The organism is Geothrix edaphica, from assembly GCF_030268045.1.
GTDB lineage: Bacteria > Acidobacteriota > Holophagae > Holophagales > Holophagaceae > Geothrix > Geothrix edaphica.
In genome coordinates this window covers 1-20,404 of record NZ_BSDC01000003.1, presented here as the reverse complement: position 1 = coordinate 20,404, position 20,404 = coordinate 1, and the positions used below count along the sequence as shown (strand labels likewise).

Sequence of the window (20,404 nt, the reverse complement as noted above, 5' to 3'; positions counted from 1 at the left end):
GTGCTTCAGCGAATGACGCGCCAAGTGCGCAATTTGAATCCGCGGTTGATATCAGAGTCCTTGACGAACTTAATATCAGGAGTGTTGGCACCCGTCTGTTGGTCGAAGGAACCAGTTTTGGAACTGACCGCTCCACCCTGTACGACCCGATCGCCTGCATCTGCCAGTTGGCTGCTCAAAGAGTTGAAGAAGAAGGCAAGTCCGGTGCAACTGTCTTGTCCCTTATCCACAGAGCTGATGTCGCTCACCGTCGAAGGCGCATTTACTTCGGTTGCAATGGCAAGGGGGCGAAGAATGTCGCACTCGCGGAAGGTACGAGTGAAGGCATTGGAGGCACAACCAAATCCACTATTTCCATTGATGTTGAAAAGGGAGAAGAAAATGGTCCCTTCCTTGGTGAGCGGACTGACCAACAACTTATCGTGGGTTTTGCCTCCGACGGCCTTAGGAAGCGTGCCATCAAGTAGTGAGTAGTAATAACCGGATTTTAACTTAAAAATATAGTCGCTGCTGCCGGGCGTAACCTTGCTTGAACTATAGGTGGTGACCCAGTTGGTGGAGTTGTTTACTCCTGGAGGAGATGGGAGGTTTTTCGTGTTGTCGGTGATTTCTTGGAGATTCGAATCTAGGATGCCGTTTGTATCCCGGTTCCCCCCGTCGAGGTTGGCGCTGTCCTGGCGATCAGCGAAGACGAACATGCGGTTGGTTGAGGGTGGCTGGACGGTAGTATTTCCAGTATAGGTCTCGCTCATATCAGCTGGGTTGTTCCAATCGCCAGATCCAATGGAAACCATCACAGTGATTGGTTTGATGGTCGGATTAGTCCCCCCAGTCGGATCCACGATGGGCACGGGATAATTTCCACTAAGCCGGAAAGCATCGGGGCGGGTTGTAAAGCGGAATGCGGAGTTCTTGTAGATGAAACGCGGCGAATTTGTTCCTGAGAGCCACTTGGTTATGTCGCTGGAATCTACCCTGAACCCAGGGGCCGTGGCGTTGGTGACACCAGTTCCAGCAACGATGTTGGTCTGGGTTGGGTCTCCATTCAGGGCCATGACATTACCGTTCATGTCAGCAAAATATATTCTCTGAATGAGATCGGAGTTCTGGAAAATGGCGACTGGCGTCACGCCGGCAGGAATAGCACCAACAGACGCGCTGCTAGACCAGTCCCACGACTTGAGAACACTGCCATCCTTTACCTGGAGGGCAATGATGGAGCGACCCATGCCTTCACCATTGGTGATTGTGCCACTGGCGAGGTAACCGCTGTTCACCTGGGCGTTGGCATAGCCACCAGACAGGAAAACAGCGGCTTTTCTGGTTGCCACCGTGCCGTCCGTGCTGACGTAGGCGAAAGTTGGGACAGCAGTACTCATACCCATTTTTTTGACCTGATCCGAAGACGAGGCCTTTTGGGGATCCAGGATCCAGAGGATTTTTGGCGCATCGGGTTGGACGGCGCTATCAGAAGAAGACGTCAATCCCAACGCGTAGTAGCTCCGGGCGCCCTTCCGCATTCCGAAGACAACGATGGCGTCCTCGTTGGCGCTGACTCGGGTGTCGCCCAGGATTTGTCCCGTGGGAGCTTTATCCTCGTGGAAGAGGGAGGGATCTCCGTCCACCAAGTAGCGATGTTTGAAGGCGTCCTTTACACCGCGGTTCAAGTAGATGCTGAACATGGTGCTGAGCATGTCTGGGGGCACAAAGGCCCATAATTCATTTGCTTTGGCCGTGACCTGATCGAACGTCGGGTCTGCGGTGGGAAGGGCATAGGCTTGCTCGACGAAGCAATGAAGCATTCCCCCATTCGTGCCCACCAGAAGGAGGCGAACGTGTGGGTCTTTCGTTGAGACCGGGCTGCTATTAATGATCGCCGTGGATGGCCAAGCAACGCCGGAAGGAAGGTTGTCACTACTGAGCTCCACCGCCAGAGGTGCCGAGTTGATGATGTCTCCGAAGATGCCAATACGATTCTTCGACGGGTCGGTGATGTTTTTGCCCCTATAGAAGTCGATGAATCCATTGATGGCCGTGTTCTTGTCCGTGTCCGAGGTACCAGCCGGGAAGAGGCCCGCAAAGGTTGTTCGGAGTGCACTGATCAAGGGATCACTGTCTGGGCTGGTGTAATTCGACTCGAACGATACCTTGGTGGGGGTGGAACCTGGCAGCAGGGTGAAGATCGTTCGGTTGCTCCAAAGTTTGGGAGATCCAAGGACGTTTTCAGTATGGACTGTGGTGCCTGCGGGGAGTTCGGTCGCCAGGTAATTGCCAAAGATGTCGAATGCGGACCAGAGATGGTGATCATCAAAATTATTGAGGCCACATTGAGTCACAGGTTTGCCGCTTGCATCCAGGATTGGATTGCCGTCGGTGTCAAATAGGGGGACGCAACCAATGGTGCTCTCACCCGTGTTTCCATAGAAGGAAAAGACTTCCTTCTTGGTCGTTGGGTCGATGACGCGTTTGATGCCGACCGAATAGAGGTTGCCCGACCAGACAGGGGTGCGGCTGGTTTTAAAAATCCCAAAGTAAGCCTGGGTGGTAGTACGGGCGCCAGTTGATGGGGTGGCAGGGGCGGACAGGGAAGCTGAACCAGCCACGATCTTTTGGAGCACGTCATCCCAATTCTTTTCCAGGGCAGCGGGATCCGTGGAGTAGTAGTAGTAGACCTTCCCTCCGTCCAGGACGGAAGCATCATCAGGTCTGCCGTTTGCACTCTGCCATTTTCCATAACCCAGATCCGTTCTGGAAGGGTCAGAGGCCTGGGCGATGCGGAAATAGGCCTCCTCAGGGTTGCGGGCATTGTTTCCAGCTTTCAGCTTGTAGGACCCTGGGATGCCTAGGCTGATCACCATCGTTTGTGTGCCTGGATTGGAAGGCCCACGAGTGGTGGCCGGGTTCACTTCCCAGGCTGCACCCCAAGGCCCGCTGTTAGCGGAACCATCCTGGTAGGCAGCGACGCTGGCGAGGGCTTGCGGATGGAAAAACTCCGTCCCTGGGAGGAGGGAGGAGGCGGTGGGCATCGCCAGGTAAGACCCGCCCATCAGATACTTGTTGCCGTGCTCCGTGTAGGTGATGTAAGCCGCCGCTGCGGCTTGGTTAACATTCGTCGTAGTGAGGGGAACACTCGCGGTCCCGTAGGAATCCGTGACCCCCAACGTCGGGAATATAAGAACATAGGCTTTTCCAGGGCAAGCGTTAGAGCCCGCAGTAAAGATGCTGCTGTTCTTCTCGACGGTGGCCCGGTAGTAAGTGTTGGCCAAGGCATAAGCCCAAGGCTGGGGTGTGCGGGGGTCAGGGTTGCTGCGACCTCCAAAGTTGAAGAGGTCCATGGCGTCGTAGGTGGTTACATCTACTCCCCTAACCTTGACCGTTGTTCCGATGCTGAACCATCCGCTGGGCCCCATTTTCTGGAGGGCCGTGTCATTGCTGGCGAGGTCGGCGCTCAGCAATTTGCGGACGAATTTCCGGTTGCCCCTGGTCGCGTCATTCCAGATGGCGCTCTGGTTCGGATTGGCCGGGATGCCGGCGGAGTTGGAAGAGCCGCCTTCTTCGGAACCCAAAGCATTGTCCACATAGGGATCAAGGAAACGGTAGATCCAATCGACATTGCTGTCTGACCCGATGTTGAGGAATACGTTGATCCCCGCCACTTTTTCCGATTGGTAGCGGGTCATGACAGGTAGGCCATTCTTCCAACCTTCTGCGCTACCAACAGAGGTCTGAACAGTGCCGCTGACGACTTTTCCATTTGTGTCATAAGTCAATGCCAGTCCTGTCGGGTAGCTGACATTTTCAGTTGTGTCCGGGACGGCATATCCCCTTGGAGAGGCGTAGACCCCACTTGTGGGGGCGTTAACCACGCCTGTGCCATCGGCATTCCGGACCTGTGTTGCTCCAAAGATCCAGCTGAGGTAGTCGTAAGTGTAGAAAAAATTCCCGATGGCGGTGTAACCAGTAAGGACTGTTCCGTTAAGGGCAAGGGCCAGGGCGGGGTCATCGTCCGTGAGGGTCGGGTGGGAATCTGACCATTTGTCGTAGATGACCGTGCCATTCGCGTGTTTCGAAACATTGGTGGAGGTGCCGAGGGTGTAGGCATCCTTCGAGGTGAAGGTGTAGGGGCTGTCGAACAGTCGGCTTGGGCAGGGAAGGTCCACGCTGCGGCCGTTAATGGTGAAGCGGACATGAGTGATCTTCGGGATGGCCACAGCGGGATCTGTGTCCGTGACGGGGGTCCCGACGAAGGAGGACCGGAAATCGTAGGGAACACCCACGTAGGGAACACCCGCGGTGGTGCCGTAAATTTGCTTCGAATTAGGCCAACGTTGGAGGTAGACCTCGTGAGTGCCGGACTTCATGACAAAAATGAACCCGTAATCCTTGCCGTCCGTAATGCCTGCCGCACCTAGGCCGATGGGATCACCAAAGGACTGGACCCCCCCCAACCAACCGGTGCGGGTGGGTTGGGTAAGGTATTTCCCAGGTTCGAAGACGGCCCGGCTTCCCGTGGTGAAGTCGAGCACGGTGACCAACTGGGGATGGCCGGCATCTGCCTGATAGACATCGAGCAGATCGGTCTTGGTCATGAGCTGAGGCTCGATTTGAGCCTGGGCAAACGGGACAAACAGGAAGGCGACCAAGATGCCTCGGAGGCCGCGATGGAGAGCGGAGCGCATGTTCATGGCGGATTCTCCAGTTAGTTGATGTATTCGACAATTGCTTCGCGGCGGGAAACAAAGCTTTGCCCCGTGGTGCCGATGTTGGCGCGCCCGGTGGATCGGACGAGCCACAGGCTGCGATTGCTCTTGATGAGCGCCCCGCGACCCGTGTTTGCAAGTTCATTGGGACCGAGGTAGCGCACTTCCAAGTCGAAGGCAGGGACAACTTCGGTGGCACCCTTTGTGAACTGGAGCCAATCTGCACGGGAAGGGGTAAGGGCGTCGCCAATCGTGGCCGAGTCGAGATGAACGCGCATGGTTCCAGTATCTGGATCCATGTAGCTGGCAGTGCGTGCATCGACGGTATCAATGGCGCTGATGAGGCCAGACATCTGGGCATGGAGGGTAGCTGCAGCGGACCCTGTGGTGGTGGTGGCGTAAGGGCTGCCCCAGGTGATCACCCAGTCGAGCCCGGAGTCCGCCGTTTCAAATGCCTTACGTCCGGTGGACTCGTTGCCGGTGATCATGATTTCCCGCAGGGAGGTACGGCCTAAGCCGAAAGCCGCCACGGTGACCGTGGTGAGCAAAATAAGGGCAAGGATGATGGTGATGCCCCCTGATTCGCGCTGGTGGTTGGCTCGATGCTGGATCATAGGTTTCTCTAAGGACGGCCCAGGGAAAAATTCCTGGGAGACAAGTAAAGGGTTTCCCGTCTCTTACGGAAGGCGAGTTGAGGATTGGTCGCTGAAGAAGACGCATTGAATTCCGTCCTTTGGATTTCAGAACGGGTTTCGATGTCGATCCGAATCAGCACGGGGGTGTAGTTCATCCAGAACGGATCCTCAGTGCTTGTGCCCCCGAGCGCTTGCTGGGTAAGTGGGCTCGAACTCGATGCAAGCTTGGCGTTCAAGGCGGCACGAAGGGTTCCCCAATCGGTGCTTGCGGCCCAGGGGGGTTCTGTACTCCCCGCAGTCGCACTGGTTCGAAGCCACGTATTTCCGCCGTCGAGGCTCCAGTTCACGTAGAATCCGGAGACGTTCTCCAAAAGGATCTGCTCTCCGTTGACTTCGGTAGCTTGGGCAGGCGAAAAGATGACGTTCGCGTTGCCGGCCAAGGGCTGGGTCTGTCGCACCAAACAGGGGACAGTTGCTGTGGGGCTAGCTGGATCCAGTTTCCTTGGGACTACAGCGTATCGGACCACTTGAAGAGGCCTGAATGCCGTAAATTGTGCCTTTGCTCGGTGAGTTTTTTGTACAAGGGCGTGAACGATGCTGCTTGTTTCGTTGCCGTATTGATCCACAAGCGCGGATTGCGTCCCCACAATATCAATATCGAAATTCGTATTACCTGAGGTGGATGGATCTGCGCTTATTCGGTAAACCTCCCAGTTGGAATCCTGGATGAAGATCAAGTCATCCTTCTTTAAGGAGTCGCCCCCATAAAGCACATTGACCGACAGCTTAGAGTCTCCAATCACGGGGGCAGTTCTGAGAGTCCCTTGGACATTCAAGGGAAGATCCATGACGAATTGCAACTCATCGACGGGACTGACACCACCTGGTGGCGTGAAGTCTGTGGTGCGCATTAGGATGGGGGGCTGAGCTGTATCGCTATTGGGAATGAGTTCGCCGACGACTCGCTTGAAAAAAAGATGCCCCGCTTCGAGTACTTCATCCTGAAGAAGGGTAAGGCCCCAGCGAGCCTTCCTTTGTACAGAAAGGGTTTCCGTCGATGCCGCAAAAGAGGCTGTGGACGACGCGAAGACGCGGAACATCCCCGCCATTAGAATGGAGGTGAACACCACTGCCACCAGCATTTCGACTAGGGAGAAGCCGCGACAGCGACGTGATAAAAGGGTGCGATTAGAGTCGGACATTGCGGCTTACCGAGAAATACCTTGTTTGTTTTACGTTCGTCTTTGAGACCGATTCGTCCCATTGGATATTTACAATGAATTCTGCCGTTGCGTTGTACGGTCCGGCTAGTGACCCCTGCTTTCGGATCCAACCCACGGTGAAGATTTTGTTGGGAGCAGTGGCGATGACGGGAATTCCACCAATGTCGAAGTAGAGATTGCTGCCATCAGATTTTTCTGACAAATCTGGATCAATGTAAGTGAACCCGCTGGAAGTTACCGTTCCGGTCGAGCTATCCATCCGCTCTCCCGCACTCAAAGCACCTTCAGCGGCAATTCGATCCAGCAGATTGTGGGCCAGCAAAACCGCGGTTCCACGCTCGCGACTATTGCCAGATTGGGCGGTGGCCGCAAGTTGAAGTGAAAGCAGGCCAAGTAAGCCTATGGACAGGATGAAGGCTGCTATCAGCAACTCGATCATGCTGAAGCCACCTTGAATGGGCGATGGTCGTCTTGTGAGCTTCAATCGAGGCGTCTCCATTGGTTCTCCGCGGGTGTGTCGAGTTTCGAATCGGGTTTGTAGAAAGCCAGGACGTTTCCCTGGGGAGTGATAATCACGACCCCATAAGGGGGGCCGCTGTCCTTGGGGGTTTTGCCTACAACTCCCAACCAAGCGCCATTGGTAAGGGTCGTAAGCGTTGTTCCAGCACCACCGTTAGCAAGTAGCAGCGGGACCCCCGAAGGGCTGAATCCATAGCTGCCATTGGCACTCTGCACGGGTGACGACCATCCAGCACTCTTAAATACGGTCGTGATTCCAGCGACGAGGGTAGGCTTCGAAATTTCACCAGTTACCAGCCCAGTTCCATCAGCGGTGGTTTTCATCTGGGCGTAGCGCTGCCAAGTGCTTTCGAAGGCCATTTGACCCATCGGAGGGGTGATAAGTGTGAGGTCATCGGCCATTTGGCGGAATTGCAGGGGGCCCGTTGACCAGTCGCCCGTGATGACCACGGTCCTGCCTGAACTCATGGCCAAGTTTCTGGCATGAATGAAGACACCGCGAATTTCGGTGAGGCCGTTCTGAGTCGCTCTAGGGGATTTCGGCTGGAGAGTGCTTGCTCCCACCACGGCGAGCACCGCTATGATGACCAGCACCACCAGCAGTTCAATCAAGGTGTACCCCCGACTGGGAGAGGTGTCGTGCGGCATGGGTTCCATAGGCGCCTCGGTAGGAAATGGTAGGAAGGGAATGCGGTGGCCGGCGGAAATTTTAAGTTGAATCGAATGAATTGGTAGAGAGAAGACCTGTGGTGAAAAAACCGGGCTGGCAAAAAGAGTGTATAAAAAGTATACACACACCTTCAACGGAGACCTGCGCCCGGGAATGCACGTGCTAACCTGAAGCGTGTCCGATTCCGCCCAGCTTCCCAGACTCCGGGCAAAAAAGCGGCTCGGCCAGAACTTCCTGGTGAACGAGGGGGCCATCGCCACCATCGTGGGCGCGGCGCTGGGTTCGACGGCACCCCGGCTTCTGGAGATCGGTCCGGGTCCTGGCGTGCTGACAGAGCGCCTGCTGGCGGATGGACGCCCGCTGTGGGCGGTGGACCTGGATCCCGAAGCTTGTGTGCTGCTAAGGGAGCGCTTCGCCACCACGCCCCACTTCCACCTGGAGGAAGGCGATGCGGTGCGCATCCGCCTTCCTGAGGGCGAGCCCTGGTCGGTGGTGGGCAACCTGCCCTACAACGCCGCCACCCCCATCCTGGCGCGGCTGCTCACGGAAGGCATTCCCTGGAACCGCATGGCCCTGATGTTCCAGCTGGAAGTGGCCCAGAAGCTCATGGGTGAGCCCGGCACCAAGGCTTATGGGCCGCTGTCGGTGCTGGCCCAGCTCTGCGCCCGCCTGACCCGCCTGGTGAAGCTCGGGCCCGGTTCCTTCCGGCCCGCCCCCAAGGTGGATTCGGCGGTGGTTCAGTTTGAACCCCGACCAGATGCGCCCAGCCTCGCCGAGCGCAGGGCGCTGCTCAGCGTGCTGCACCGTTCCTTCGCTCATCGCCGCAAGACCCTGGCCAACAACTGGCAGGGCTGCCTGCCGGCCGAGGCACTGGCTGAGGCGGGGCTGGCCCCGATGCTGCGCGCCGAAGTGATCACGCCATCCGACTGGCTCTCGGCCACGCGCCACTTGTTGATCCACCACCCGGAGGTGTTCCCATCGTAATGCCCGTCGCTCCCGAATTTGAAACCTGGACGGAGGTCCCCGCTGCCGGTGAACTCCGGCTGATCCCCATCGGCGGGCTCGGCGAGTTCGGCATGAACGCGCTGGTGGTGCACAGCGCCCGCAGTCTCTTCCTGGTGGATTGCGGCCAGCTCTTCCCTTCGGATGACCAGCCGGGCATCGATTCCATCGTGCCGGACTTCGCCTACCTGGAGCCCTTCGCAGACCGCCTCCAAGCCGTGCTGCTCACGCACGGCCACGAGGACCACATCGGCGCGCTGCCTTATTTCCTGCGCCGCTGGCCGGTGCCCGTCTATGGCACGGCCTTCACCTTGGGCCTGGTGGAAGGCAAGCTGCGTGAGCACGGCCTGGATCCGGGCCTGCTCCATGTGGTGCGGGACTACGGCCGCGTGAAGGTGGGTGACGGGGAGATCGAGGCCGAGTGGATCCCGGTCACCCACAGCCTTCCGGACGCCTGTGCGTTGGCGCTCCACACCCCGCAGGGTGTGCTGGTGCATTCCGGCGACTTCAAGATCGATCCCGAGCCCCTGGACGGTCGGCTCACGGGCATGGAGCGACTGACGGCCCTGGGCGATGCCGGCGTCCGGCTGCTCATGGCAGACTCCACCAACGTGGGCCGCCCGGGCCGGTCCCCTTCGGAATCAGCCTGCCGCGAGGGACTGGAGGCCGCCTTCGAGCAGACCAAGGGGCGGCTCTTCGTCACCACCTTCAGCTCCAACATCCACCGCCTCCAGACCTTGATCGACCTGGCCTACGAGTTCCGCCGTCGCGTGGTGCTCCTGGGGCGGAGCCTCGACCGCAACCTCACACTGGCCCGGTCTCTGAAGCGGCTGTCGCTGCCCGACGACATCCTCATCGATGTCAAAGACGCGCAGCTCTTCGATCCCGAGGATCTGCTCATCCTCTGCACCGGCAGCCAGGGAGAGCCCATGAGCGGCCTGGCGCGACTGCTGCGCCGGGAGGTGAAGGGCCTCCGCATCGAACCGGGCGATCGCCTGGTGGTGAGCGCGCGCTCCATTCCCGGCAATGAGGTGGCCATCTCGCGGATGCTGGATGAGGCCGAGCGCCTGGGCGCGGAGACCTCGCTGGAGGGGTTGGGGCCCGTCCACGCTTCGGGCCACGGCAGCCGCGATGAACTGGCAGACCTCATCCGGGCGGTGCGGCCGGCCCAGATGGTGCCCGTACACGGGACCTATCGGAACCTGCGGGCCCACGGCAAGCTGGCCGCGTCGCTGGGCTGGACGCCGGAGCGCATCTCCCTGCTGGATGGCGGGCTCTGCCTGCGCCTGTTCCTGGACGGCCGGGTGGACATGCCGGGCGCGGTGCCCGTGGGCAAGTGCTTCGTGAGCGAGGGCGTGGACCACATGGTGGATGCCCGCGTGGTGAAGGATCGCCTCATCCTCCAGGAAGATGGCGTGGTGTTCGCCACGCTGCTGGTGGATCCGCAGACCGGCGAGCTCGCGGCGGAGCCCACCATCCTCAGCCGAGGATTCGTGGTGCTGTCCGATGACGAGGCCTACGCCGAGCTGCTGGCAGGCGTGGCCCGCAAGACCTACGACGAGGCACCGCCGTCGGTCCGCAAGGATGGCGAGGCCCTGCGGGACACCCTGCGCCTGGCCCTGCGGCGGGTCATCCGCAAGACCACCCAGACCCGTCCCCTGGTCATTCCGGTGATCCTGGAGGCGCCCCAGTCCTAGCGGTTATCGACGGCCGCGACGGATGGCTGCTCCGGGACGAAGGCCGGGTTCGGCCCGATTGCCAAGGCCTTGCCGGATGGCCTCCACCATGCGCCGCTGCATTTCCTCGACATGGGTGATGAGGCGCACCTGCTGGGCGGGACTCAGCCGGGCGCGGATGTCCTCCTCGAACTTGAACTTGAGCTCCGCCTGCTGGCGGCGCAGCTCCACGAACTGCTCCAGCAGGGGGCGGACCTTGGCGTTCTTCTCCTCCTCCGAGCCCGGACCCATCAGGATGTCGTTGAAGCGGCGCCGGATTTGCTGGATCTGCCGGGTCTTTTCGAACTGTTCCCGGTCATAGCGCGACCAGCGCTCCACCACCGTGCGGGCCTGGTCCTCGGGCAGGCCCACCGTCTGCTGGAGCTGCTCCATGCGGAATCGGACCAGGGGGCGTTCGTCTTCCATCTGGGCGCGGACCGGCAAGCCGACGAGCAGCAGGAGGAGAGACATCATCAGGGGGTGGCGGAACATGGGGATCACCTCGTCGGGGCCGGAGCCGCATCCAGGCGCTTCAAGAGTGCCTTCATTTCCTCGGGGCTGAGGGCCTGGATCTGGGCGGCCTCCTCCTCGCGGTTGTGGAAGGGGGTGTCGGAGGTGGATACCTCGAGAATGTCGGGCTGTCGCGGCAGGGTGGCCTCCACGTAGGGCGTCCGGTTCGCGCGGCCGGCCAGGAAGGCGCCGGTGCCCACGGCCATGAGCACCACCGCCGCGGCGGCCCAGCCCAGGGGACCCAGGTGGCGGCGCAGGGTGGGGCGGGCAGGCAGCTTCCGGAGGATCCGGCCCGGGAGGTGGTCGAAATAGCCCACCGGCGCCAGCGCGTCCGGGCTGTCCTCCTGGGCCAGGAAGACCACCCGGGCCTCGGAACAGGCGGTGCAGACCTTCAGGTGGGCCTCGGCGGCGGGACCGGGATCCAGGGGATCGGTCTCGATGTCCGCAAGGGCGGCGGCACAGGCTGCTGGGAGGGGAAGGGGCCCGGGGTTCATGGGCGGCCTCCTTTGACGTGGCGGGTGAGGTTCTGGATGGCGTGGAAGATGTGGGCCTTCACGCTGCCCACGGAGGTGCCCATCTGCTGGGCGATCTGCTCGTATTTCCAGTCGTGCTGCAGCTTCAGGGTGAGGGCTTCCTTCTGGCGGCGGGGCAGCTTCGGGAGCGCCTCATGCAGGAGCCGCCTGGCCTCCTGATCCAACAAGGAGGACACCTGGGTCTCCTCCACCCGCAGGGCCGGATGCTCCAGCGTGCCCTCCGGTCCTTCGAGGCTCTCGTGTTCCCGGGCCATGCGCTCGCGGAAATTCAAAGCCTGGCGGGTGGCGATGGTGATCAGCCAGGTGCGGAAGGAGGACTCGAAGCGGAAGCCGGGCAGGGCCCGGAAGACGCGGATGAAGGTCTCCTGTACCACATCGTCGGCGTCCTGATGGTTCCTGACGATGGAATAGGCCTTGCCGTAGACGTCCCGGGAGAACAGGCGGACCAGGTTGGCAAAGGCCGCCTGGTCGCCTTCCTGGGCAGACTCGACCCATCCCAGCACTTCGGGCGTGTGGTACGGCGAAGCCGGATCGGGGATCCGATCGGAGGCGCGGAGCGCCGTCTGGGGCATCAGGGGTTCGTTCAAGGTGGCTTCCGCCATCATGTTAGGCTCCGGCGCCGGGGACAGTGGAGGAGAAACGCCGTCCATGGATGGACCCGGGAAGCCCTTCTGGGGTTGAATGGAAATGGTGCAAGTCCTCAGTCTTCAGCCCTCAGGAGTTTCCATGCGCGACCGCATCACCCCGCTGCTCACGGAGGCCCAGATCCGGACCCGGGTCCAGGAGCTGGGCGCCCAGCTGACCCGGGACTATGCGGGGCAGGACGTGGTGGTGATCGGCCTCCTGAACGGCGTGTTCCCCTTCTTCGCGGATCTGGTGCGGGCCATGGACCTGGACATCGACGTGAGCTTCATGCAGGTCTCCAGTTACGGCGCAGGCACCGAAAGCACGGGGGAAGTGCACATCCTCAAGGACCTCGACCGCTCCATCCAGGGGAGGCACGCCCTGGTGGTCGAGGACATCGTGGACACCGGGCTCACCCTGTTCAAGGTCCGCAACCTGCTCCAGGACCGGGAGCCCCTGAGCCTGAAGATCTGCACCCTGCTGGACAAGCCCAGCCGCCGCAAGGTGGAGGTGTCCGTGGACTACATCGGCTTCACCATTGAGGACCACTTCGTGGTGGGCTACGGCCTCGACTTCGACGGCAAGCTCCGCAACCTGCCTTATGTCGGTGTTTATCATCCGTAGGATCTTCGTGCCTGCTGCCCTGCGCTTGTCCCTTGTCGCCATCATGGTTGCGGTCTGTGCCGGCTGCGGGTACCACCGCCTGGACCGGCAGCCGCGGTCGGCGGCGTGGGCCAAGCAGGGCGAGACGATCCGCCTGGCACGGTTCCGCAACCTGACCCCCCGGCTGGGGCTGGAGGACCGCTTCACCAAGGCCCTCGAGAACCGCATCGTCGCGGCCAGCCCCTGGCGCCTGGTGGGGACGGGCGAGCCCTCCCGCTGGGTGCTCCAGGGCACGCTGGAGGGCTACACCTCCCGTCCCCTGGGGTTGTCCCTGGGCAACGACCGGCTGAAGGCCAGCGCCGGATCCGCCTCCCGGGTCGAGGTGGCCGTGGTGGCCAGCGTGGAGTTGCTGGATGGGCAGACCGGCGCCGTGGTGCTGTCCCGGCGGGGTCTGACCTTCTCCAACCAGTACCGGGTGGACCAGAACTTCGCCAGCTTTGACAGCCGGGAGCTCCAGGTGCTGGAGAGCCTCGCGGATGATTTCGCGGAAAGCTTCCTCACCCAGCTGCTGGAAGGCACGGACTGATGGCCGCAGCCCAGGTCTGGCTGGACCATACCTTCGCACTGGTCCACGGCGAAGACGGCGATGGCCGCCGGAAGGCCGTGGCGGAATGGACTCGGCGCCATGTGGATCCGGAATGGGCGGACTTCAGCCTGACCGTCTGCGCGGAGGGTTGTCCCTGGCCCGAGGTGATGGCCGCCCTGCAGGAAGCGGCACCCTTGGGCGCCGAGGCCCGCACGGTGATCGTGCCCGTGGCGGACAACCTGTTCACCCGCGCCAAGGAACTGCCGGGCGCCGTGAAGGCGCTGCTGGAGAAGCCGCCCCAGGGCGTGAACCTGCTGCTGGTGGCCTGGAACACGCTGCCGGCGGCACCGGGGAAGGCCCTGGGCGCCAAGCCCTGGACAGACTGGACCAAGGCCGGCCGGATTCTCAAGGTGGGGGCCTTGGAGGCCCTCGAGATCCCCGGATTCATCGAGGCCGAAGCCCGGCGGCTCGGGCTGTCGCTCCAGGGCGCCGCCAGCACCCTGCTGGCCCAGCGGCAGGGCGGGAACCCCGGGCTGCTCAAGCGGGCTCTGGAGGTGCTGGACCTGCTGGCGGAGGATCGGCGTGTCACCGAGGACATGGTGGACCAGGTGACCTTCCGGCTGGCGGAGCAGAAGGCCTTTGCCTGGTCCGGGGCCTGGCAGAAGGGGGATGCCGCGAGCGCCCTCAAGGCCCTTCGCGGGGCCCTGGAAGATGGTGACGAGCCTCTGATGATGCTCGGCCAGGCCCGCCGTGAGGTGGACCGGCTCCTGCGCTACGCCGAAGCCCAGGCGGCCGGACTGAAAGGGGCTGAGCTGACGTCCGCCCTGGGCCTGTCCCCCAAGCAGGCCTTCCTGCTGGACGGCTACCGCAATGCCTACGAGAAGCTGAAGCCGAAGGGCGTGAAGGGCCTCCTGGGGCGCCTGAACCAGTGCGAACGGGACCTCAAGGGCATGGCCCTGTCCCGCAGCGAGGCGCCCCTGCTGGATCTCACGCTTTCGCTTTGCCGGGCCTGGGGGCGGTAGATTCCCTGATCACCTGCGCGGCCTTCACCACCTCCCCCAGGCGGCCGGTGGCCTCCCATTCGGCCCGCAGGCTCTCCAGGATGGGACTGACGGAAGCCTCGCTGAAGAACCTCCAGGCTGGCTTGGCGCGTGTTCCAGGCCGATGGCAGCAGAAGCGGGCATTGATCACTTGAGCGTGAGCTTCGGCGGGCGGATGATGGGGGTCTGGATTCCGGAGGGCCCATGTCTGAGTGCGTCATTCCCACCCTGACCTCCAATGAGGTGGTGGCGTCCAAGTCCGTGTTGCCCGCCGGATGGAAACCCAATCTCAAGGACCTCAAGTCCCTGGACCTCACCCTGCCCATGCTGGAGCTGCTACGCCGGTCCACCAGCCGCCTGCCCCAGGATGTGATCGACGCCCTGGTGAAGGGCCGCGACGCCGAGGAGGAAGGCAGCCGGGCCTTCAACACGCTCAACGACATGGTGCGGAACATCATCCTCGCGGATGGCAACGTCTCGCCCCTCTGCCAGGACACGGGCACCATCATCGTCTGGGTGCGCCATCCCTTCGGGCTGAGCCAGCGCGCCGCCAAGCAGCAGATCCGGGCGGCGGTGGCCGAGGCCACCAAGCGGTCCTGGCTGCGCCCCAACTGCGTCGAGGCCCTCAGCGGCAAGAACACGGGCACCAACATGGATCCCTTCCATGAGGGTCACCCGGCCGTCCACTTCGAGGAGTGGGACAAGCCGGAAGTCGAGATCGCCGTCATGCAGAAAGGCGGGGGCTGTGAGAACGTGGGGGCCCAGTACCGCCTGCCGGACGCCGCCATCGGTGCGGGCCGTGACATCAAGGGGGTGCGCAAGTGCATCATCGACGCCGTCGTGAAGGCCCAGGGCCAGGGCTGCAGCCCGGGCATCCTCGGCGTGGCCATCGGCGGGGATCGCGTCTCCAGCTACGAGAAGAGCAAGGAGCTGATCCTCCGCAAGCTCGGCACCCCGAACCCCGACCCGAAGATGGACGCCTTCGAGAAGGAGATCACGAACGATCTCAACACCCTGGGCATCGGCCCCATGGGCTACGGCGGCAACACCACCGTGCTGGGCGTCATGGCGGAGGAGATGTATCGCCACCCCGCCAGCTTCTATGTCTCCATCAGCTACATGTGCTGGAGCAGCCGCCGGGGCTCGATCACGCTCAAGACCAACGGCGAAGTGTCCTTCGACTGATCCGCGACGACGAGGCTCAACATGATCCGTCTCACCACCCCCATCACCGAAGACCAGATCCGCCAGCTCAAGGTCGGCGACGAAGTGCTGCTCAACGGCCGCGTCGTCCTCAGCCGTGACATGGGCCACAAGTACATGAAAGAGCAGAAGCCCGAGTGGCTGAAGCCCATCCTCGAGAACATGGTCATCTACCACTGCGGCCCAGTCGTGAAGAAGCACGAGGACGGCCACTACAGCTTCGTGGCCGCGGGCCCCACCACCTCCATCCGCGAGGAGCCCTATCAGGCCGATGTCATCGAGACCTACAAGGTTCGCGGCGTCATCGGCAAGGGCGGCATGGGCAAGAAGACCAGCGAGGGCCTCCAGAAGACCGGGGCCGTCTACCTCCACGCCACGGGCGGCGCCGGCAGCCTGCTGGCCGAGCGCTGCAAGCGCGTGGTGGACGTCAAGATGCTGGAGGAGTTCGGCAGCCCCGAGGCCTTCTGGATCATCGAGGTGGAGGATTTCCCCCTGGTCGTCACCATGGACAGCCACGGCGGCAGCCTCCACGAGATCGTCGCCCAGCAAAGCCAGGAGCGCGCCAAGGCCCTGATGGCCTGAGCCGCCCGGCGTTCTGGAATCGGCCCTCCCTTGCTAGGCTGGAGAGATGGTCCAGACGTACCGACAGCTCCGCCTCGATCTGGGCGCGGCCCTTGCCGGGTTCCTCGATCCCTCCGAGGCCCACGCGGAGAGTGTCCGCTGGTTCGAGGAGGGACTCGACCTGTCGCGCAGCTGGATGGCGGCCCACGGGGGTGACCTGGCCCCGGAATCCGTCCGGCGGCAGGTAGGAGCCTGGACGCGCCGGAGGAAGACGGGCGAGCCCTGGGCCTACATCCTGGGTTGGAGCCTGTTCCGCGACCGCCGCTTCCGGGTCACGGTCGATACGCTGATCCCCCGTCCGGAAACGGATCTTCTGGTGGAGGCGGCCCTGGAGGTGGGGGGGCGGTTGGGCGTGGATCGCTGTGTGGATGTGGGCACGGGCAGCGGCATCATCGCCACGAGCCTGGCGCTGGAGACGGACTGGCAGGTATCGGCCACGGACCTGAGCCCGGGTGCCCTGGCCGTCGCCAGAGAGAACGCCAGGGCCCTGGGCGCCAGGGTGGCCTTTTTCGAGGGGCACTTGCTGGATTCTGTCCCGGATCCCCTGGGCCTGGTGGTGGCCAACCTGCCCTATGTCGACCCCGCGGACGAGCCGGGGCTGCAGAGGGAACTGGCCTTCGAGCCGGCTTCGGCCCTCTTCGCTCCCGACCGGGGACTGGCCCTGTCGGCGGAGCTGCTGACCTCCGCCAAGGCGCGCCGGGCGCCGGCCTGTCTGTTGGAGATCGGGGCCGGCCAGGGGGGCGAGCTGTGTCGCCGGGCCCACGGGGCGGGCTGGGGGAAGGCCATGGTGCATCAGGATTTTGCGGGCCACGATCGAATCCTCGTGGCTCTGGCCTGAGTCGTCGGCAGCGGGCGGATCCGTCCCCCCAGGGCCCTGGTGAAAATGTGGCCCCCTGGGGCTTGAGAGTTCCCGGGGGACTGCCGATAGGGTGTTGTCGAGGTGGAGATGAGTGGCGGCGGCAAATCACACAGTGGTGGTGACCTCAGGAAGGCCATGGCGTTGAAAGAGTCCGCGGCCGACCATCTCGTGGCCGTGGCGCACGAGGTGCTGGCCGAAACACCCGACATCCGGACCGAGAAGCTCAAGGCCCTCAAGCGCCAGCTGGAGGCCGGCACCTACCATCCCGACGAAGGGGCGGTCGCTGAAGGCGTGATCCGCGAATACCTGTCGAAGACTGATCGGCAGGACGATCAGGGCTGAAGGGCTTTCAGGGGGAGCCACCACACCCGATCCGGGCCGCCGCAGAAGAGCGCCCCAGCTTCCGGGTGCAGGTTCCCCTCGGCCGGAGGGCCGGGGATTCCCGGGGGCGGAGCCAGCCGCTTCCAGGCCTCCCGCAGGGAGACCGCCTTCATGCGATCCTCGCCGGGTTTCCAGCAATAGAGGCGCTCCAGTCCCTTGCCGAGGTGGGCTTCCCAGGCCTCCCGGGAGGGCAGGATCGCAGGGGGAGGAGGAAGGGCCGCGGCCTCCGGCAGGTTGGGATCCGAGGCCTCCGGAGCCGGAGTTGCCCCCGGGACGGCTGCTGGGACGGGTGCTGGGCCCGCTGCCGGCGTGGGCGCCGGCAGGGTCGGCCGCGCCAGCCCGAACCACAGGCGTCCGTCCGCCTCCTCGCCGATCAGACGGAGCAGGCTCGCATCCAGGCTGTCCGCCTCGGGAAAGAGCACCTTCAGGTCGCGGGGGGTGCCGGGCTTCCCATCCGGGCCGAGCGGGATCAGGACGCCTGGTTCGGGCTGCCACCAGGCTGCCTTTGCTCGGCCGCCGACCTGAACGAGCCCGCGGGCGAAGCCCAGGGGCGACGGGGGCGGGGCCTGCACATGGGACCACCCGCCGTTGCGCCAGGTCGACAACCCCGAATCATGCGCCAGCAGGAAGGCACGCGAGCCGAGCGGCAGCAGGCTGCAACCACCCTTGATCTCTGGGGGGAGTTCCACGGTCGTCGTCTTGGCCTTCTGGGTTCCGGAACGATCCGCCAGATCAAGGATGCTGACGGGCGTTCCCAGGCCGAAGAGGAACACGCTGTGCCGATCCGGGGCCAGGGCCAGATGCTCCCCAGGTGCCCGGTGGGACCAGCGGAGCTGCTGGCCGTGCAGATCCCAGGCCAGGACCAGTCCCGGCGTGGCGGCGCCATCCGAGTTCCGATAGAGCAGGACCAGGGTGTCGTCAGGGACCAGAGCCGCGTCCACCAGATCCGCGAACTGGAAGAACGCATCGGGAACACCCCCGGGCTTGGGCAGGGAGAAGGCAGGGCCAGGTACGCCTTGGAGGAAGAGGACCACCTGCTGCCGACCGGTCTGCGTCAGGATCTGGGCCACCGCCGCGCCGCCAGGCAGCGGGAGTGTCCACCGGACCCCCCTCAGCGGCACGGGCGGGGGCTGGAGCTCGATGAGCTGACCCGCTCCCGAAGCCGAGGCCCGGAAGGGCTCGAGGAGCTCCTCCTGGGGAGGAGCTCCCGGGTTCCGGCGGGACAGCCACCAGCCCCCGGATCCGAGGGCGAGGGTCAGGACAGCGACGCCCAGGAAGGCGGTGGGGCGGGTCATGGCAGGTCTCCTGCGAGTCTCAAGTGCTCCTCCAGTGACTGGAGGGCCCTCTCCCGGTGGGCACGCCCCTTGGCGGACTTCACGGCCCGGGTTCCCCCGGCGCGCTTGAGGCCGCGCAGGTCCAGGAGACCCTCCGGCAGGGGCGGCAGCAGTCCCAGCATGGCGTTGGTCGGGCCGAAATCGGCGCTGGCCGCATGGGCCAGATAGTGAAGGAGGCTGCCCAGCACCGTGTCCGCCGGGAAGGGCAGCGGCGCGAGGCTCCGCATGGCGCGATCCACGGCGAAGCCCGCGGCCAGGCCTCCTGCGGCGGATTCGAGGTAGCCCTCCACGCCTGAGAGCTGTCCCGCGATCCAGAGCCCCGGAACGGATTTGACAGCGAGTGTCGCATCGAGCACCTTCGGCGCCTGGATGTATGTGTTCCGGTGGATGCTGCCGAGGCGGGCGAATTCGGCCTTTTCCAGGCCGGGGATCAGGCGGAAGACCTCCTTCTGGGCTCCCCACTTCAGGCGGGTCTGGAAGCCCACCAGGTTGAAGAGGTCGCCCGCGAGTGTGTCCTGGCGAAGCTGGACCACCGCGTGGGCCCATCGTCCGGTGCGCGGGTTGTCCAGACCCATGGGCTTCATGGGCCCGTGGCGGAGGGTCTCGCGGCCGCGGTCCGCCATCACCTCGATGGGCAGGCAGGCCTCGAAGTAGGGCGTGTCCACCTCGTGGAGGGGTACGCGCTCTGCCGTGAGCAGCGCGTCCAGGAACCGCTCGTACTGCGGCTGGTCCATGGGGCAGTTGATGAAGTCGGCGCCACCTTTGTCGTAACGCGCGGCCATCCAGGCGATGTCCATGTCCACGCTGTCGCGCTCCACGATCGGGGCGATGGCATCGTAGAAGTGGAGCCGATCGCTGCCCGTGATGTCGGCAAGCCACTCCGCCAGTGGCTCGGCGGTGAGCGGGCCCGTGGCGAGGATGGTCGGGATCCCGGGTTCCGGTGATTCGATGCGGGTGACATCCCAGTGGATCCGCGGGTGCCCCTTCAGGGTGGAGGTGACGGCCTCTGAAAAGGCGTCGCGGTCCACAGCGAGACTGTTCCCGGCGGGTACCCGGGCGGCCTCGGCACAGCGCAGGATCAGGGAGTCCATTCGGCGCATCTCGGCCTTGAGGATTCCGGTCGCGGAATCCGGGTCGTCGCTCTTGAAGGAGTTGGAGCAGACCATCTCCGCGGCCCGCGCCGTGGTGTGGGCCGGGGTCGTCCAGGTCGGCCGCATCTCTGAGATCCGGACTTCGTGGCCCCGCGAGGCCAACTGCCATGCGGCTTCCGAGCCGGCGAGACCCGCCCCGATGATGTGGATCACGCATCCTCCCCGAGAGGTTGATTCTACGTCAGGGCCTCCTGGGACCCTCGGGGTTCGAGACCCCGGCAGGGCTCCGGACGGGCTGGACCATTCTGTTTCCGGACATCCCCTGAAATTTTCCCTTGCATGCGGGCTGCGCGGTGGTAGTCTGAATTTCCTGCGCAGTTGAGGCTGCGAGGTGCTGGAGGGTGCCGGAAGGCAACTTCGGACCATGCGGAAGCGTGGTGGGCGTCTTTGAAAACCGGATAGAAGATAGGAAGCCTTTGAGGGTTCCGTGTGTCGTCTAAGGACGGTGCATGGGATTCAGAACAATTTTTCGACCAGAACATTGGCCCGAGGGGG

At 63.2% G+C, this 20,404-nt stretch carries 19 protein-coding genes; 9 read left to right on the top strand and 10 right to left on the bottom strand.

Annotated features, from left to right (window positions below; all coding sequences use genetic code 11):
- Positions 1-5: 5 nt before the first annotated feature.
- From QSJ30_RS10900 to QSJ30_RS10880, 5 genes are read right to left on the bottom strand one after another with little or no spacing between them, the layout of a single operon-like run.
- Positions 6-4,685, bottom strand: coding sequence for a pilus assembly protein (locus QSJ30_RS10900; RefSeq protein WP_285609142.1), 4,680 nt, complete (start codon positions 4,683-4,685; stop codon positions 6-8).
- Positions 4,686-4,699: 14 nt separating this feature from the next.
- A complete protein-coding gene (locus tag QSJ30_RS10895; RefSeq protein WP_285609140.1) occupies positions 4,700-5,314 on the bottom strand; it encodes a PilX N-terminal domain-containing pilus assembly protein in 615 nt (204 codons plus the stop codon).
- 8 nt (positions 5,315-5,322) lie between these two features.
- Positions 5,323-6,537, bottom strand: coding sequence for a PilW family protein (locus QSJ30_RS10890; protein WP_285609137.1), 1,215 nt, complete (start codon positions 6,535-6,537; stop codon positions 5,323-5,325).
- Positions 6,524-7,057: a type IV pilus modification protein PilV gene (gene pilV / locus QSJ30_RS10885; protein WP_285609135.1), complete on the bottom strand. Its 534-nt coding sequence runs from the start codon at positions 7,055-7,057 to the stop codon at positions 6,524-6,526. The genes QSJ30_RS10890 and pilV overlap by 14 nt, the downstream gene beginning before the upstream one ends.
- Positions 7,039-7,725, bottom strand: a complete 687-nt coding sequence (locus tag QSJ30_RS10880) for a pilus assembly FimT family protein (protein ID WP_285609134.1) — start codon at positions 7,723-7,725, stop codon at positions 7,039-7,041. The genes pilV and QSJ30_RS10880 overlap by 19 nt, the downstream gene beginning before the upstream one ends.
- 196 nt (positions 7,726-7,921) lie before the next feature.
- On the opposite strand from QSJ30_RS10880, the gene rsmA reads away from it, so the two are divergent.
- Together rsmA and QSJ30_RS10870 are read left to right on the top strand one after the other, a co-directional pair.
- Positions 7,922-8,731 (top strand): 16S rRNA (adenine(1518)-N(6)/adenine(1519)-N(6))-dimethyltransferase RsmA, encoded by an 810-nt coding sequence (rsmA, locus tag QSJ30_RS10875; RefSeq protein WP_285609133.1) that lies wholly within the window; start codon positions 7,922-7,924, stop codon positions 8,729-8,731.
- Positions 8,731-10,446: a ribonuclease J gene (locus tag QSJ30_RS10870; protein WP_285609131.1), complete on the top strand. Its 1,716-nt coding sequence runs from the start codon at positions 8,731-8,733 to the stop codon at positions 10,444-10,446. The genes rsmA and QSJ30_RS10870 overlap by 1 nt, the downstream gene beginning before the upstream one ends.
- A gap of 3 nt (positions 10,447-10,449) precedes the next feature.
- Here the strand turns inward: QSJ30_RS10870 and QSJ30_RS10865 are convergent, their stop codons facing one another.
- From QSJ30_RS10865 to QSJ30_RS10855, 3 genes are read right to left on the bottom strand one after another with little or no spacing between them, the layout of a single operon-like run.
- A complete protein-coding gene (locus QSJ30_RS10865) occupies positions 10,450-10,956 on the bottom strand; it encodes a hypothetical protein (protein WP_285609130.1) in 507 nt (168 codons plus the stop codon).
- Positions 10,957-10,961: 5 nt separating this feature from the next.
- Complete coding sequence (locus QSJ30_RS10860; protein WP_285609128.1) at positions 10,962-11,468, bottom strand: hypothetical protein; 507 nt, start codon at positions 11,466-11,468, stop codon at positions 10,962-10,964.
- Complete coding sequence (locus tag QSJ30_RS10855; protein ID WP_285609126.1) at positions 11,465-12,094, bottom strand: RNA polymerase sigma factor; 630 nt, start codon at positions 12,092-12,094, stop codon at positions 11,465-11,467. Before QSJ30_RS10855 ends, QSJ30_RS10860 begins: the two co-directional genes overlap by 4 nt.
- Before the next feature lie 139 nt (positions 12,095-12,233).
- Between QSJ30_RS10855 and hpt the strand changes: the two genes are divergently transcribed.
- From hpt to QSJ30_RS10820, 7 genes are all read left to right on the top strand, one after another.
- Positions 12,234-12,755, top strand: coding sequence for a hypoxanthine phosphoribosyltransferase (gene hpt / locus QSJ30_RS10850; RefSeq protein WP_285609124.1), 522 nt, complete (start codon positions 12,234-12,236; stop codon positions 12,753-12,755).
- A gap of 7 nt (positions 12,756-12,762) precedes the next feature.
- Positions 12,763-13,320: an LPS assembly lipoprotein LptE gene (lptE, locus tag QSJ30_RS10845; protein ID WP_285609122.1), complete on the top strand. Its 558-nt coding sequence runs from the start codon at positions 12,763-12,765 to the stop codon at positions 13,318-13,320.
- Entirely contained in the window at positions 13,320-14,342 is a 1,023-nt protein-coding gene (gene holA, locus QSJ30_RS10840; protein WP_285609120.1) for a DNA polymerase III subunit delta, read from the top strand. Before lptE ends, holA begins: the two co-directional genes overlap by 1 nt.
- 222 nt (positions 14,343-14,564) lie before the next feature.
- Entirely contained in the window at positions 14,565-15,545 is a 981-nt protein-coding gene (locus QSJ30_RS10835) for a fumarate hydratase (protein ID WP_285609118.1), read from the top strand.
- 21 nt (positions 15,546-15,566) lie between these two features.
- A complete protein-coding gene (locus QSJ30_RS10830) occupies positions 15,567-16,145 on the top strand; it encodes a FumA C-terminus/TtdB family hydratase beta subunit (RefSeq protein WP_026852856.1) in 579 nt (192 codons plus the stop codon).
- A 46-nt stretch (positions 16,146-16,191) separates the two neighbouring features.
- Positions 16,192-17,022: a N5-glutamine methyltransferase family protein gene (locus QSJ30_RS10825; protein WP_285609115.1), complete on the top strand. Its 831-nt coding sequence runs from the start codon at positions 16,192-16,194 to the stop codon at positions 17,020-17,022.
- Positions 17,023-17,178: 156 nt separating this feature from the next.
- Positions 17,179-17,385, top strand: a complete 207-nt coding sequence (locus QSJ30_RS10820) for a flagellar biosynthesis anti-sigma factor FlgM (RefSeq protein WP_285609114.1) — start codon at positions 17,179-17,181, stop codon at positions 17,383-17,385.
- Here QSJ30_RS10820 and QSJ30_RS10815 read toward each other — a convergent pair.
- Both QSJ30_RS10815 and trmFO read right to left on the bottom strand, forming a co-directional pair.
- Positions 17,376-18,719, bottom strand: coding sequence for a hypothetical protein (locus QSJ30_RS10815; protein ID WP_285609112.1), 1,344 nt, complete (start codon positions 18,717-18,719; stop codon positions 17,376-17,378). The genes QSJ30_RS10820 and QSJ30_RS10815 overlap by 10 nt on opposite strands.
- Positions 18,716-20,062, bottom strand: a complete 1,347-nt coding sequence (gene trmFO, locus QSJ30_RS10810; RefSeq protein WP_285609110.1) for a methylenetetrahydrofolate--tRNA-(uracil(54)-C(5))-methyltransferase (FADH(2)-oxidizing) TrmFO — start codon at positions 20,060-20,062, stop codon at positions 18,716-18,718. Before trmFO ends, QSJ30_RS10815 begins: the two co-directional genes overlap by 4 nt.
- Positions 20,063-20,404: the final 342 nt, after the last annotated feature.

Bases quoted from the DNA above. Each gene is read 5' to 3' on its own strand.
- hpt (WP_285609124.1), top strand. From the start codon at position 12,234: ATGCGCGACCGCATCACCCCGCTGCTCACGGAGGCCCAGATCCGGACC.
- QSJ30_RS10860 (WP_285609128.1), bottom strand. From the start codon at position 11,468: ATGAACCCCGGGCCCCTTCCCCTCCCAGCAGCCTGTGCCGCCGCCCTT.
- QSJ30_RS10825 (WP_285609115.1), top strand. From the start codon at position 16,192: ATGGTCCAGACGTACCGACAGCTCCGCCTCGATCTGGGCGCGGCCCTT.
- QSJ30_RS10880 (WP_285609134.1), bottom strand. From the start codon at position 7,725: ATGCCGCACGACACCTCTCCCAGTCGGGGGTACACCTTGATTGAACTG.
- holA (WP_285609120.1), top strand. From the start codon at position 13,320: ATGGCCGCAGCCCAGGTCTGGCTGGACCATACCTTCGCACTGGTCCAC.
- QSJ30_RS10900 (WP_285609142.1), bottom strand. From the start codon at position 4,685: ATGAACATGCGCTCCGCTCTCCATCGCGGCCTCCGAGGCATCTTGGTC.
- QSJ30_RS10820 (WP_285609114.1), top strand. From the start codon at position 17,179: ATGGCGTTGAAAGAGTCCGCGGCCGACCATCTCGTGGCCGTGGCGCAC.
- QSJ30_RS10835 (WP_285609118.1), top strand. From the start codon at position 14,565: ATGTCTGAGTGCGTCATTCCCACCCTGACCTCCAATGAGGTGGTGGCG.
- QSJ30_RS10895 (WP_285609140.1), bottom strand. From the start codon at position 5,314: ATGATCCAGCATCGAGCCAACCACCAGCGCGAATCAGGGGGCATCACC.
- pilV (WP_285609135.1), bottom strand. From the start codon at position 7,057: ATGGAGACGCCTCGATTGAAGCTCACAAGACGACCATCGCCCATTCAA.
- QSJ30_RS10865 (WP_285609130.1), bottom strand. From the start codon at position 10,956: ATGTTCCGCCACCCCCTGATGATGTCTCTCCTCCTGCTGCTCGTCGGC.
- QSJ30_RS10890 (WP_285609137.1), bottom strand. From the start codon at position 6,537: ATGTCCGACTCTAATCGCACCCTTTTATCACGTCGCTGTCGCGGCTTC.
- QSJ30_RS10815 (WP_285609112.1), bottom strand. From the start codon at position 18,719: ATGACCCGCCCCACCGCCTTCCTGGGCGTCGCTGTCCTGACCCTCGCC.
- QSJ30_RS10870 (WP_285609131.1), top strand. From the start codon at position 8,731: ATGCCCGTCGCTCCCGAATTTGAAACCTGGACGGAGGTCCCCGCTGCC.
- QSJ30_RS10830 (WP_026852856.1), top strand. From the start codon at position 15,567: ATGATCCGTCTCACCACCCCCATCACCGAAGACCAGATCCGCCAGCTC.